The 12,979-nt window shown below is 66.0% G+C and carries 10 protein-coding genes; 5 read left to right on the top strand and 5 right to left on the bottom strand.

The genetic code is table 11. The features are described from left to right. Positions 1 to 95: 95 nt before the first annotated feature. Positions 96 to 1,088: a YcjF family protein gene (locus ACK4HJ_RS01875; RefSeq protein ID WP_409827170.1), complete on the bottom strand. Its 993-nt coding sequence runs from the start codon at positions 1,086 to 1,088 to the stop codon at positions 96 to 98. Between the two features lie 250 nt (positions 1,089 to 1,338). On the opposite strand from ACK4HJ_RS01875, the gene ACK4HJ_RS01870 reads away from it, so the two are divergent. Together ACK4HJ_RS01870 and ACK4HJ_RS01865 are read left to right on the top strand one after the other, a co-directional pair. Beyond that, on the top strand, positions 1,339 to 2,505 hold the full coding sequence (locus ACK4HJ_RS01870) for an acetyl-CoA acetyltransferase (protein WP_409827168.1): 1,167 nt from the start codon (positions 1,339 to 1,341) through the stop codon (positions 2,503 to 2,505). Beyond that, the gene (locus ACK4HJ_RS01865; RefSeq protein ID WP_409827166.1) at positions 2,502 to 4,013 is read left to right on the top strand and encodes an AMP-binding protein; all 1,512 of its coding nucleotides are present in this window, start codon (positions 2,502 to 2,504) and stop codon (positions 4,011 to 4,013) included. Before ACK4HJ_RS01870 ends, ACK4HJ_RS01865 begins: the two co-directional genes overlap by 4 nt. 73 nt (positions 4,014 to 4,086) lie before the next feature. On the opposite strand, the gene ACK4HJ_RS01860 is transcribed toward ACK4HJ_RS01865, so the two are convergent. Next, entirely contained in the window at positions 4,087 to 4,989 is a 903-nt protein-coding gene (locus ACK4HJ_RS01860) for a LysR substrate-binding domain-containing protein (RefSeq protein ID WP_409827164.1), read from the bottom strand. A 154-nt stretch (positions 4,990 to 5,143) separates the two neighbouring features. On the opposite strand from ACK4HJ_RS01860, the gene ACK4HJ_RS01855 reads away from it, so the two are divergent. From ACK4HJ_RS01855 to ACK4HJ_RS01845, 3 genes are all read left to right on the top strand, one after another. Further along, on the top strand, positions 5,144 to 5,539 hold the full coding sequence (locus tag ACK4HJ_RS01855; protein WP_409827162.1) for a RidA family protein: 396 nt from the start codon (positions 5,144 to 5,146) through the stop codon (positions 5,537 to 5,539). Between the two features lies 1 nt (position 5,540). Beyond that, positions 5,541 to 6,677, top strand: coding sequence for an NADH:flavin oxidoreductase (locus ACK4HJ_RS01850; RefSeq protein ID WP_409827160.1), 1,137 nt, complete (start codon positions 5,541 to 5,543; stop codon positions 6,675 to 6,677). Positions 6,678 to 6,832: 155 nt separating this feature from the next. Then, positions 6,833 to 7,480 (top strand): DsbA family oxidoreductase, encoded by a 648-nt coding sequence (locus tag ACK4HJ_RS01845; protein WP_409827158.1) that lies wholly within the window; start codon positions 6,833 to 6,835, stop codon positions 7,478 to 7,480. A 139-nt stretch (positions 7,481 to 7,619) separates the two neighbouring features. Here the strand turns inward: ACK4HJ_RS01845 and ACK4HJ_RS01840 are convergent, their stop codons facing one another. The 3 genes from ACK4HJ_RS01840 to cphA (ACK4HJ_RS01830) are packed head-to-tail and all read right to left on the bottom strand — an operon-like array spanning position 7,620 to position 12,937. Next, entirely contained in the window at positions 7,620 to 8,096 is a 477-nt protein-coding gene (locus tag ACK4HJ_RS01840) for a CreA family protein (RefSeq protein WP_409827156.1), read from the bottom strand. Next, the gene (gene cphA, locus ACK4HJ_RS01835) at positions 8,093 to 10,672 is read right to left on the bottom strand and encodes a cyanophycin synthetase (RefSeq protein ID WP_409827155.1); all 2,580 of its coding nucleotides are present in this window, start codon (positions 10,670 to 10,672) and stop codon (positions 8,093 to 8,095) included. The genes ACK4HJ_RS01840 and cphA (ACK4HJ_RS01835) overlap by 4 nt, the downstream gene beginning before the upstream one ends. A gap of 54 nt (positions 10,673 to 10,726) precedes the next feature. Next, positions 10,727 to 12,937, bottom strand: coding sequence for a cyanophycin synthetase (gene cphA, locus ACK4HJ_RS01830; RefSeq protein WP_409827154.1), 2,211 nt, complete (start codon positions 12,935 to 12,937; stop codon positions 10,727 to 10,729). Positions 12,938 to 12,979 lie beyond the last annotated feature (42 nt).

The following is a 12,979-nucleotide window of genomic DNA, read 5'->3' as shown; positions in this document are numbered from 1 at the left end:
TTGACTGCTGAGCGGAAAAGTTTTAATAAAAATGACCTGTAGCGCTTATCCATCAAGCGCTAGCAGCTATCAAATTGATAGTTCTTGCCGTGGCCTTACCCACCCCGCACCATCGCCATGATCTGGCCCGCATCCAGCGTGGCGGCTTTTTGCTGTATCTGCGGCAGGTACTGGGTCTGCATCTGCTTGGCGGGGCCCAGCAGGTTCTGGAAAGTCTCGCGCAGCATGGCGGTGCTCATCACCCGGCCCCCCGCGTAGTAGCGCTTGGCCACTTGGCCCAGCGCGTACGTGGTGGCAAACGAAAACGCCATGCCCGTGGCTGCGCTGCCCATGCGGCCGATGGTCTTGCCCGCCGCCTTGCCCAGCAGGCCGCCCAGCAGCTTGCGGCCAAACTGCTCCAGGTATTGCGACGTCATGCCCACGCCGGCAGCGGCGATGAACTCCTTGATGTGGCCCTGGTCCAGCTCCACGCCATGGGCCTTGCCAATGCCGTACACCATCTTCACCTGCATGGGGATGATGGCCATCGACGCCCAAGACTGCGGCAGCAGCTCCAGCGCGCCGTTGAGCAGGGCGTAGTTGAGGATGGATTTGTCCAGCTCCGCGCTGGAGGCCGTGGCGACCGTGGGCGCCGCAGCGGCGGTGGCGGAGGCGGTGGCAGTACCAGCAGCTGCAGCAACCGGCACCGCCATCGGCACGGCTGTCTCGGCCACCTCCACCAGGGCATCGGCCTCGTGCTCAAACGCGGCCGTCTGCGGGGCGCCCAGTTGCAGGGCCGACTTCAGGTGCGACAGAAACTCCCGCTCGGCGGGGCTCTGACGCCCGTCCACGTCGCACACGCACACGGCCATCTCGTAGGCCAGCTGGCGGAGCGCGGAGTCGGTGAGCCCGGCGGCAGCGGCCTGCACCGTGGTGCGCTTGAGCAGCACGTCCTGATAGATGCGCGGCAGGTCGGCCATACCCGCGTCGCTGGCCAAGGACTGCGCAATGCGACGGATCTCGTCGCGCTCCGTGTCGTCCTTGTGGCCGTCTGCAAACGCAGCCAGCAGGGCAATGGTGAGGATGGATTTTTGCTGGTCCAGTGTCATAGGTGGGGCCCGCGAGGGCGTGCGATGAAAAGTCCATGAAGCCGTCAAGCGCAGAAGCCACGGCGGCGTAGATGGGGCATATGCAGTCTAGGCAACCCGGTTTCAACGCCACAGGTCGTGGGGGATTTGCCAGCCAGGGGCAGCACGTGCCCTTCCAACCGGGTTTTCCCTTGGGTAGTTGGGCGACTGTGCGACAGCGCGCGCCATGCCTACAGTGGCCCCATCGTGGTTTCTTTGACGGAGGACGCACATGGGCGTTTCAATCGTGGGCTGGGCACACCTGCCCTTTGGCCGGCTGGACGGGATGGGGCTGGAAGACCTCATCATCCGCGCCGGGCGCCAGGCTTTGCAGCATGCGGGCGTGGACGGCAGGGCCGTGGATGGAGTGTGGCTGGGCAACCTCAACGGCGGCTTTACGCCGGATGTGTTTGCCTCGTCGCTGGCTCTGCAGTGCGACGACGCCTTGCGCTGGAAGCCCGCAACCCGGCTGGAGAACGCCTGCGCGTCGGGCTCGGCCGCCCTGTATGCCGCGTGCGACGCCATTGAGGCCGGCCGCGCCCGGGTCGCCCTGGTCATCGGCGCCGAAAAGATGACCGCTGTCTCCGGCGCCGAGACCACGCGCATCCTGGGTGACTGCGGCTACTCCGCCGAGGCGGGGAACCCGCCTGGTGGCTTTCCGGGCATCTTTGCGTCCATCGCGCAGCACTACTTTGCCGCGCATGGCGACCATTCGGCCACCCTGGCGCGCATCGCCGCCAAGAACCACGCCAACGGCGCGCTCAACCCCTGGGCCCACATGCGCAAGGACCTGGGCTTCGAGTTCTGCAACACCGTGTCCGACCGCAACCCGATGATTGCCGCGCCCCTGCGCAAGACGGATTGCTCTCTGGTGTCCGACGGCGCGGCGGCGATCATCTTGGCGGCCGATGATGCGGTGGGCGACTTTCCCCGCGCCGTGCGCCTGCGGGCGCGGGTCCAGGTCAACGACTACCTGCCCATGGCGCGCCGCCGCGTGGTGGACTTTGAAGGCCCCCGGCGCGCCTGGGCGCAGGCGCTGCAGCAGGCCGGGTGCGCGGTGCACGACCTGTCGCTGGCCGAGGTGCACGACTGCTTCACCATCGCCGAGCTGCTCACGTACGAGGCCATGGGCCTGGCGCCCGCAGGCCAGGGCCACCGTCTGCTGGAAGACGGCACGGTGCTGCGCAGCGGCCGCCTGCCCGTCAACGCGTCAGGCGGGCTCAAGGCCAAGGGGCATCCGATTGGCGCCACGGGCGTGTCGATGCATGTGGTGTCGGCCATGCAACTCATGGGCGAGGCAGGAGATTTGCAGGTGCCCGGCGCCACCCTGGCGGGCGTGTTCAACATGGGCGGATCGGCAGTGGCCAACTACGTGAGCATTCTGGAGCGCGCCCGATGAACATTGCCCACCTGCTGCGCCGCAGCGCCTTGCTGCACGCCCACCGGCCCGCGCTGCTGCATGGCGATCAGGTGCTGTGGAGCTACGGCACGTTGGCCGCCCGCACCGCCGCGCTGGCCGCTCATCTGCGCACGCGCTGTGGCGTGGCCCCGGGCGACCGCGTGGCCATCTACGCCGCCAATGCGCCCGAATACCTGGAGGCCTTGCACGCCATCCTGTGGGCTGGGGCCGTGTCGGTACCCGTCAACTACAAGCTGCATGCCAAAGAACTCGCCTACGTGCTGGCCGACTCGGGCGCGCGCGTGGTGCTGACCTCTGAAGCGCTGGCCCCCGCCGTGCGCGAGGCCGGGGCGCCGCAGGACGCCGTCCTGGTTTTTGGCTCCGACGCATACCGCGCCGCAGTCGCCCACGCGCCCATGGACGTGTGCGACCGCGCGCCGCACGACGTGGCCTCGCTGTTCTACACCTCGGGCACCACTGGCCGCCCCAAAGGCGTGATGCAGACGCACCGTAACCTGCTGGCCATGACGGCCTGCTACTTCACCGATGTGGATGACATCCTGCCCGGCGACGCCATGGTCTACGCCGCTCCTATGTCGCACGGCGCGGGGCTCTACAACTACGCCCAGGTGCTGCGCGGCGAGCGGCATGTGGTGCCGCAGTCGGGCGGGTTCGAGCCGGCCGAACTGGTGCAATTGGCGGCCAGCGTGGGCCAGCTCACGCTGTTTGCCGCACCCACCATGGTGCACCGCCTGGTGGACCATGTGCGCGCCACGGGCGCCGATGTGTCGGGCTTCAAGACCATCGTCTACGGCGGCGGCCCCATGTACGCTGATGACCTGCGCAACGCTTTGGCCGTGATGGGCAACCGCTTTGCACAGATCTACGGCCAGGGCGAAAGCCCCATGACCATCACCGCCTTGCAGCGCTCCCAGCTGGCCGACCGCGACCACCCGCGCTGGGCCCAACGCATGGTGTCGGTGGGCGTGGCGCAGTCGCTGGTCGAGGTGCGTGTCGTCGATGCCGCAGGCCAGCCCGTGCCCACCGGCGAAACGGGTGAGGTAGTGGTGCGCGGCGACACCGTGATGCCCGGGTACTGGAACAATCCTGCCGCCACCGCGCAGACGCTGCAGGGCGGCTGGCTCTATACCGGCGATATGGGCGCGCTGGATGCCGATGGCTTCCTCACCCTCAAGGACCGGTCCAAGGACGTGATCATCTCTGGCGGCAGCAACATCTACCCGCGTGAGGTCGAAGAGGTGCTGCTGCTCCACCCCCAGGTGCGCGAGGTCGCCGTGGTGGGTCAGCGCGATGCCGAATGGGGCGAGGTGGTGGTGGCCTACCTGGTCGCAGGGGAGGGCGGTGCAGTGGCAGGGGCGGAGCTGGATGCGCTGTGCCTCGCGCACATTGCGCGGTTCAAGCGGCCCAAGGAATACCGGTGGGTGGAGGCGCTGCCGAAGAACGCCTATGGGAAGGTGTTGAAGACGGAGTTGCGAAACTTGAAGTGATCGCCGCTGTTTTGCCTGACGAGATGACCGAGATGTTGTATTGCCGGAGTGCGGCCGGGTTCATCCTCGGCGCCTAGCCGGTGGTCTCACGTTGCGATGCCGCTTGCGCTTTGAGCCAGGCCAGCACGGCTTGAGCACTTGGCGATATCGGCCGCTCGTTGCTCACAGCCAGGTGGTAGGTGTGGCCCTCGATGGAGGGACCGAACGGCTGGTGGAGGCGGCCTGACGCCAATTCATCCTCGACCAGGGCGAGGCTGACCAGGGCAATTCCCTGCCCCGCGACGGCCGCCTGGATTGCGTGGCCCTCGTCCGAGAAACGCAACTCGCCAGCGGCTGATTCTTCTGCCAGATGTGCTTCGGTGAACCAGCGCTTCCAGGTCGGATTGCGCGGATGAGCCCGCCGCCAAGTGAAATGGATGAGCGGGCAACGGGCAAAGTCCCGCACTGAGCGCACGCCCAGGTGGGGATTTGCGACGGGTGCAAACCGGTCCGTGAAGAGCGGTTCGGCCGACAGGTCCGGGTAAGGGCCCCGGCCATACCGGACGGCGACGTCAACGGCTGTTGAGTTCAGGTCGACGGTTTCGTCAGAGGCGTGCAGTTGCAGGTCCAGCCCTGGAAGGTCACGTCGAAACGAGGCCATCCTCGGGAGAAGCCACTTCCCGGTAAAGGCGTTGGTCGCAGAGATGACCACCTGAGGTCGCTGGCGAGCCTTGTTGAGGCGCTCAAGCGCCGCCTGAAAGGAGTCAAAGCCCTCGCGCAGCACAGGGTAGAGGCCGGCGCCAGCCTCGGTCAGCGAAACACGCCGAGCCTGGCGGCTGAAAAGCGCAATGGCGATCAGTTCTTCGAGCCCGCGTATCTGGTGACTGACCGCCGTGGGTGTGACCGAAAGCTCCTCGGCCGCCGCCTTGAAGCTTCCAAGGCGAGCCGCTGCCTCGAACGCGCGCAGAGCTGAAAGTGGGAGTGCACGACGATGCATGGCAAGTCAAAGGCAAGTACGTTGCGCTAAAAGGATGAGATTGACTCATCTTACAGCTGACAAATGAACCTTTGTCATTGGCGCGTCGAACCAATAAATTTCTCTCATTCGCCGCGTACGGTCGCGGGGGATTAACAAATGAGAGGTATTCATCATGATCGAACGTGTCGTCACGCATCCAGACCCCTACGAGCCTTTCCTGCTGTCGCAGGGCATCAAATCCAATGGATGGTTGTTTATCTCCGGGCAGGCCGGTGCCGGTGACAACGGCAAGATGGTTCCCGGAGGGTTTCTGGCGCAGGGACGCCAAGCGTTCGCGAACTTGCGCCGAGCCCTCAAGGCTGGTGGCGCTAGTCTGAAAGACGTTGTCAAGGTCACCATCTTCGTTACCGACATGGGGCACTTTGACGATGTGGTGACCCTGCGTCGCGAATTCTTCTCCGCACCTTACCCTGCTGACACAATCGCCGAGATCAGGGCTCTCTACACGCCCGAGGCGATGATCGAAATCGAAGCGATCGCCGTTGTACCGGATCCCGGGGGGCGATGAGATGAAAAACTCAAAGCTTTTCGAACCGATCGCGCTGGGCTCTGTGTCCTTGGCGAATCGCTTGGCGGTAGCGCCGATGACCCGCGTGAGCGCCACGGCCTATGGCCACGCAACAGCGCGTATGGCGGAGTACTACGGTGAGTTCGCAGCTGGTGGGTTCGGTTTGGTGATCACCGAGGGCGTTTACACGGACAAGCGGTATGCGCAGGGTTACCTCCATCAGCCGGGTATCGCAGACGACCGCCAAGCTGCGGCCTGGCGGGCAGTGGTGGAACGTGTGCACGCTGCCGGTGGAAAGATCGTCGCCCAGTTGATGCACGCCGGGGCGATATCCCAGGGCAGCGCCTACGCATCGACTGCAAAAGGTCCCTCGGCAGTCCAGCCCAAGGGAATGCAGATGAATTTCTATCGCGGCGAGGGCCGATATCGCCTCCCGGAGGAGTTATCACTTTCTGAGATAGAAGAAGTACTGGAGGGGTTCGCGCTGTCAGCGTCTCGTGCCAAAGAAGTCGGGTTCGATGGAGTGGAAATCCACGGTGCCAACGGCTACCTGCTAGACCAGTTCCTGACCGACTACACCAACCAACGCACCGATGTGTATGGCGGCTCGCTGGAGCGTCGTCTCCGGCTCGGTGTCGAGGCGATCTATGCCGTACGTGCCGCTGTAGGACGCGATTTTTTGGTTGGCTACCGGGTCTCTCAAGGCAAGGTTAACGACTTCCAGCACAAGTGGACCGGTGGCGAATCGGAGGCAGCGTTGGTGTTCGAAACACTGTCCGCCGCACCCGTTGACTACCTGCACACGACAGAGTTCGAAGCTTGGCGTCCGGCGTTCAGCAACGGTCCCAGCCTGTCGGCCCTTGCGCGCAGACATGGTTCGGTTCCCGTGATTGCCAACGGCTCCCTGCATGAACCGGATGCAGCCATCGCCATGCTGGAGCGGGGTGATGCCGACGTGGTATCACTCGGCCGGGGAGCCCTTGCCCATGCGGACTGGCCGCAGCGGGTCCAGAAGCAGCTTGAGCTTGAGGAGTTCGACCGACAACTGCTGTCTCCCGTTGCCGATCTGGCGAATGCTGACCGTTTTCGCGCTGCAACCGCGAACCGATGCAACGTCTTGAGGGGGTCATCGTATTAGAAGGACGATCGCCTCAGGCTGCGCTGGTGCACAACGATCCGCCCACATTGCAGCGGGTCGCCAAGGCACTGGCATCCCCACCCAGTAGTCCCCCTCGCTCCACGGTTACCCAGCCGCGCCTACCATCCTGCTTTTTCGTCCATCAAGACCTTCCCATGCCCACCACCCTCAAAATCGATTTCGTCTCTGATGTCTCCTGCCCCTGGTGCATCATCGGCCTCAACGCGCTGGAGCAGGCGGCGGATCGGTTGAAGGGCGAAGTGGCGCTGGATTTGCATTTCCAGCCCTTCGAGCTGAACCCGCAGATGGCGCCCGAAGGCCAGGACATTGGCGAGCACCTGCAAGAAAAGTATGGCGCCACGCCCGAGCAGAGCCAGAAGAACCGGGAGGCCATTGCGGCGCGCGGGGCGGCGCTGGGGTTCACGTTCAACATGGACAAGCGCAGCCGCATCTACAACACGTTTGATGCCCACCGGCTGCTGCACTGGGCCGAAGAAAAGGGCGTGCAGCCCGCGTTGAAGAAGGCTCTGTTCAAGGCGTATTTCACCGACGGCCAAAGCCCCGGCGACCACGATGTGCTAGTGCGTGTGGCGGGCGAGGTGGGGCTGGATGCGGCCGAGGCGCGGGAGGTGCTCGTGTCGGGCCGCTATGCCGACGAGGTGCGCGAGCGCGAGCAGTTTTACCTGCAGCATGGCATCCATTCAGTGCCGGCCATCATCGTGAACGACCGCCATCTGATCCAGGGCGGGCAGCCGGTGGAAGTGTTCGAGCAGGCGCTGCGGCAGATTGCCGGCGAGGGCTGAGAAATGCTATGTTTTTGATAGCTTCTAGCGCTTGACGGATAAGCGTTGGAGGCCATTTTGACGCATATAAATGACCAAGGGGCCCTGTGGGGCCCCCTGGCTTTTGGCGGCGCACCTTGTCGGCTTGCCTGTGCACCCGCTACTTGCGTAGCGGGATGGCGGTGGCCCGGTCCACCGGCACTGCTGTCACGCTGTTCTGGGGCGATCCGTCGATGAGCTTTTCGGAATAGGTCAGGTACACCAGCGTGTTGCGCGGCGCGTCCACCATGCGCACGATGCGCAGGCGCTTGAACAGGATAGACATGCGCTCGCTGAACACTTCTTCTTGCTGTTTGAGGGGTGCAGGGATGCTGATAGGGCCCACCTGGCGGCAGGCAATGGAGGCCTCGGCGCGGTCTTCGGCCAGGCCCAGCGTGCCCTTGATGCCGCCCACGCGCGCGCGGGACACGTAGCAGGTCACACCCTGCACAGCGGGGTCGTCATACGCTTCCACGATGATGTCGTGGTCGCGGCCGATCCACTGGAAGGCGGTGTCCACGGTGCCGATCTTCTCGCCGGCGGCATGGGCCGCACCCGCCAGCACCAGCGTTGCCGCCGAGGCCAGTAGCGCCTTCATGCGGTGGCCTCGCCTTCGGTGCAGCGCTGGGCCAGGTGGGCCAGGGCTTCTTCCACTTGGTCCACCAGCACCAGGCACAGGTCGCCGGGCTGCAGGCGCGCCAGGGCGGTGTCGATGGCGATGAACTCGCCGCGAATTTCTTCGACATGCGTGGTGCGGGGCGTGCCAGCCAGTCCTTCGCGCAGCAGGGCCATCACCTCGCCGTCGGCGCGGCCGCGCTGGGCGGCGTCCTGGTACAGGATGACTTCGTCAAACGCGGCGCCCAGGATCACTGTCTGCTCGCGGATGTCTTCGTCGCGGCGGTCGCCCGCGCCGCTGATGACCACGCTGCGGCGCTTGGCAGGTAGCGCGTCCACGGCCTGCACCAGGGCGCGCATCGCGTCGGGGTTATGGCCGTAGTCGGCAATCACGGTGGCGCCCCGGTAGTCCATGACGTTGAAGCGGCCCGGTGCATTGTCGCTGTCGTTGACAAAGCCCGACAGGCCGCGGCGGATGGTTTGCCAGGGCATGTCCACGCCCCAGGCGGCGGCCACGGCGGCCATCACATTCTCGACCTGGAAGCCGATCTTGCCGTTGCGCGTGATGGGCACGTCGCGCAGGTGGATGGTCTCGCGCCACGAGCCTTCGGACGCCACGATGGTGTCGCCGTCCACATACACGGTGCGGTGGCCCTGGGCGCGGTGCGTGGCCATCACGGGGTGATGGCGGTCGGCAGCAAAAAAGATGATCTTGCCGGGGCATGATGGCGCCATGGCGGCCACCATGGGGTCGGCCGCGTTCAGCACGCCGTAGCCCGTGGGCGCCACGTTCTGCACGATGACGCGCTTGACCACCGCCAGGTCTTCCACCGTGGTGATGTAGTTCATGCCCAGGTGGTCGCCCGCGCCAATGTTGGTGACCACGGCCACCGTGCAGCGGTCAAAGCCCAGGCCTTCCCGCAGGATGCCGCCGCGCGCGGTTTCGAAGACGGCTGCATCGACCTCGGGGTGCAGCAGCACGTTGCGCGCGCTCTTGGGGCCGCTGCAGTCTCCGCTGTCGATCTGGCGGCCGTTCACGTATACGCCGTCGGTGTTGGTCATGCCCACACGCAGGCCTTGTGCAGTGAACAGGTGGGCGATGAGGCGTGCCGTGGTGGTCTTGCCGTTGGTGCCGGTCACGGCCACGGTGGGGATGCGGCCGTCGTCGCCATGGGCAAACAGCTTGTCCACCATGGCCTGACCTACGTTGCGGGGCTTGCCGTAGCTCGGCGCCAGGTGCATGCGCAGGCCGGGGGCGGCGTTCACTTCCACAAAACCGCCGCCTTGCTCTTCGAGCGGGCGCAGCACGGTTTCGGCCACCATGTCCACGCCGCAGATGTGCAAGCCCACCATCTGGGCGGCGGCCACGGCGCGCGCGGCCACTTCGGGGTGCACGTCGTCGGTCACGTCCGTGGCAGTGCCGCCGGTGGACAGGTTGGCGTTGTTGCGCAGGATGACGCGCTGGCCCTTGGCCGGCACGGCATCGGGCGTAAGGCCCTGCATGGCCAGGCGCGCGACGGCAATGTCGTCCAGGCGGATCTTGGTGAGCGAGGTGGCATGGCCTTCGCCCCGGCGCGGGTCGAGGTTGACCAGGTCCACCAGCTCGCGCACCGTGTGCTGGCCGTCGCCCAGCACCTGGGGCGGCTCGCGGCGCGCAGCGGCCACCAGCTGGTCCCCCACCACCAGCAGGCGGAAGTCGTGACCGGGCAGAAAGCGCTCCACCATCACGGTGCCGTATTCGGCAGCGGTGCGGAAGGCTTCTTCCAGCTGCGCGCGGTCGGTGATGTTGACCGTCACGCCCTTGCCCTGGTTGCCGTCCTGCGGCTTGACGACCACGGGCAGGCCCACCTTCTGGGCAACTTCCCAGGCCTCGTCCACCGTCTCCACCGGCTTGCCCAGTGGCACGGGCACGCCGGCGGCGTGCAGCAGGCGCTTGGTCAGATCCTTGTCCTGGCCGATGGATTCGGCCACGGCGCTGGTGGAGTCGATCTCCGCCGCCTGGATACGGCGCTGCTTGGACCCCCAGCCAAACTGCACCAGGCTGCCGCGCGTGAGCCGGCGGTACGGAATGCCCCGTGCCACGGCAGCGTCGACGATGGAGCCGGTGCTCGGGCCCAGGCGCTCGTCTTCGTCGAGCTCGCGCAGCTCGGCAATGACGGCGTCGGCGTCAAAGCTGCCGTTGCCCAATGCGGCCTGGATGAGCTGCTGCGCGTAGTCAAACGCCTTGCGTCCCACGGCCTCTTCGCTGTATTCGACGACAACCTGGTACACGCCCGCGTCGGTGGTGGCCGTGGTGCGCGCAAAGGTCACGGGGCAGCCGGCCTGGGCCTGTAGCGCCAGCGCAGCGGCCTGCAGCACGTGGGCCAGCGAGATGTCGGCATCGCCACCTTCGGGGTGCAGCACGCCGATGGCGGGGAAGAGGGCGCGCAGCCGCGCTTCAAAGCCGTCGATCTGCGCCATGGCGCGTTCGTCTTCAGCGCAAGCCACCACAGCCTCGATGGCCATGTGGCGGCTCCACAGGTTGGGGCCGCGCAGGGCCCGGGTGCGGGATACATCCATGGGTGTCTCTCTCAGTGATCGTTCAGTGCGGGGCGCGGTGTGTGGGGCAGCGCATCAGGAGGGCAGGCCCACCGGGGCGGGCAGGTCGGGCTCAAAGGTCTTGATGCCTGCGCCGATCAGGTCGGGGGCAATGTCCAGCGCCCACGCGGCGCTGATGGCGGCCAACAATGCGTCGGTGTCGGGCACCACGGCATTGCGGCCGAAGGTCAGGTCGGCCAGCGCACCCAGCACGTGCTCGGCGCTGCCGGTGGCCAGCACCACGCGGCCGTTCTTCACAAAGACAGCGCGGCCGTTGTCTTTGGCGCGGTGCTCCACGATCACTGGCAGCGTGCTGTCCTGTGCGTACAGCACCACGGCGCCATCCGACAGCGGGGCCAGGTCGGCCACCTGCGGGATGGCGGCATTGAGAACTGCAGCGCCTTCGGAAAGCACCACGTCCACCTGCGTGCGCATGACCTTGGTCATCTGGTCCTGCTCATGCACGTCGAACTCGGCCAGGGTGTCGGCGCCGTCCATGTCGGTCACCACGCCCACCAGGCAGCGGTCGTAGGCCAGGCCGTCTCGCAGGATGGTGCGGGCGTTGCTTTCGATGACGGCGGCCTGCACCATCTTGTTCATCAGCAGGCGGTGCGATGCCTCCCAATGCGTGCAGTCAGTGGTGTCCATGCAGCGGCGGTCCAGGAACAGGCCTTCGCCACAGGCCAGGCCCGTGTGGTGCCCGCCCAGATGCAGCAGCCAGCCCACCAGCCTGGTGATGGTGGACGTGCCGCGCGTGCCGGCCACGCCCACCAGCGGGATGCGGCCCGCATGGCCGGCATCGTTGCTGTCGTCGCTGGGAAACAGGTGTTCCACAATGGCCTGGCCCACAGGCCGGGGCGCGCCCACGGCAGGCTTCAGGTGCATCAGCAGGCCGGGGCCGGCATTCACCTCCACAATCGCGCCGCCCTGGGTGTGCAGGGGTTTGGAAATATCCTGCGCCACCATGTCGATGCCAGCGATGTCCAGGCCTACGACCTTGGCGGCCAGTTGGGCGATATAGGCCACCTCGGGGTGCACGTCGTCTGTGCAATCCACCGCGACATTGCCGTTGCGCTCAATGACCACCTGCCGGCCGGCGGCAGGCACTGCGTCTGCGGCAAGGTCCTGGCGCTGCAGTTCAAGCTGCACCTTGAGGTTGGTGGCGATGTCGATGATCTCCAGCGGGTACTCCTCCTCGTAACCGCGGCGCGGGTCGGAGTTGAGCTGGCTGTCGATGAGCTCTTTCACGGTGCTGCGGCCGTTGCCGGTGATGCTGACCACCTCACCGCGCGCGGCAGCCACCACCTTGCCGTTGACCACCAGCAGGCGGTGTTCGTCACCCGGGATAAAGCGCTCCACCATCACGTCGCTGCCCTCGGGGTAGGCCACGTGGTACGCCGCCTCGATGTCTTCCTTCTTGCGCAGGTCGAGCGTAACGCCCCGGCCGTGGTTGCCGTCGGACGGTTTGACGACCACAGGCAAGCCGATGTCCTGCGCGGCTTCCCAGGCTTCCTCGGGGCTGTTCACCACCTGGCCATCGGGGATGGGCACGCCGCAGGACTTGAGCAGGGTCTTGGTCAGGTCCTTGTCGCTGGCAATGCCTTCGGCAATTGCGCTGGTGTATTCGGTCTCTGCCGTCCAGATGCGGCGCTGGCTGGCGCCGTAGCCCAGCTGCACCAGGTTGCCGTCGTTCAGACGGATGTGGGGAATGCCGCGATCGGTGGCGGCAGTGACGATGCACGCCGTACTAGGCCCGAGGTACTGGTCGTCCACCTCGGTTCGCACGCGGGCCACGGCGGTTTGCACGTCGAAGGTTTCATCGTTGATGGCCGCCATGATGAGCGCATGGCCCTGGGCCAGCGCCACGCGGGCTACGCTTTCGTCGCGGGCGCGGAACACCATGCGGTACACGCCGCGCTGGGAAGTCGAGCGCGTCTGGCCAAAGCCCGTAGGCATGCCGGCCAGGTTGAGGAGTTCGATGACGATGTGTTCCAGCACGTGGCCGCACCAGGTGCCTTCTTCCAGCCGCTGCAGGAAGCCGCCGCGCTCGCCCACGCCGCAGTGGTGCTCGATCAGCGCGGGCAGCCAGGTGGTCAGGCGCTGATTGAAGCCCGGAATGGTGTGCGAGGGGTAGTCCTCCAGCTCGCCCAGGTCCAGCCAGACCTCCAGCACGGGCCGGTACGTCCAGATGTTGGGGCCACGCAGGTAGTTGATGCGAAGCAGTTGGATGTCGTTGAGTTTCGCCATGGATTTCAGCGGTTGGGTGGCCTGCGCCGGACGGCGCCGGTG

It is taken from the genome of Acidovorax sp. (assembly GCF_046294525.1).
In the GTDB taxonomy this organism is placed as follows: domain Bacteria; phylum Pseudomonadota; class Gammaproteobacteria; order Burkholderiales; family Burkholderiaceae_C; genus Acidovorax.
Note: the sequence above shows the minus strand (reverse complement) of the source record. Positions and strands in the feature narration are given on the sequence as shown.

Excerpts from the sequence above, each read along its gene's own strand:
- ACK4HJ_RS01860 (WP_409827164.1), bottom strand. The coding sequence starts at position 4,989 with ATGCATCGTCGTGCACTCCCACTTTCAGCTCTGCGCGCGTTCGAGGCA.
- ACK4HJ_RS01875 (WP_409827170.1), bottom strand. The coding sequence starts at position 1,088 with ATGACACTGGACCAGCAAAAATCCATCCTCACCATTGCCCTGCTGGCT.
- ACK4HJ_RS01840 (WP_409827156.1), bottom strand. The coding sequence starts at position 8,096 with ATGAAGGCGCTACTGGCCTCGGCGGCAACGCTGGTGCTGGCGGGTGCG.
- ACK4HJ_RS01845 (WP_409827158.1), top strand. The coding sequence starts at position 6,833 with ATGCCCACCACCCTCAAAATCGATTTCGTCTCTGATGTCTCCTGCCCC.
- ACK4HJ_RS01855 (WP_409827162.1), top strand. The coding sequence starts at position 5,144 with ATGATCGAACGTGTCGTCACGCATCCAGACCCCTACGAGCCTTTCCTG.
- cphA (WP_409827155.1), bottom strand. The coding sequence starts at position 10,672 with ATGGATGTATCCCGCACCCGGGCCCTGCGCGGCCCCAACCTGTGGAGC.
- ACK4HJ_RS01865 (WP_409827166.1), top strand. The coding sequence starts at position 2,502 with ATGAACATTGCCCACCTGCTGCGCCGCAGCGCCTTGCTGCACGCCCAC.
- ACK4HJ_RS01870 (WP_409827168.1), top strand. The coding sequence starts at position 1,339 with ATGGGCGTTTCAATCGTGGGCTGGGCACACCTGCCCTTTGGCCGGCTG.
- cphA (WP_409827154.1), bottom strand. The coding sequence starts at position 12,937 with ATGGCGAAACTCAACGACATCCAACTGCTTCGCATCAACTACCTGCGT.
- ACK4HJ_RS01850 (WP_409827160.1), top strand. The coding sequence starts at position 5,541 with ATGAAAAACTCAAAGCTTTTCGAACCGATCGCGCTGGGCTCTGTGTCC.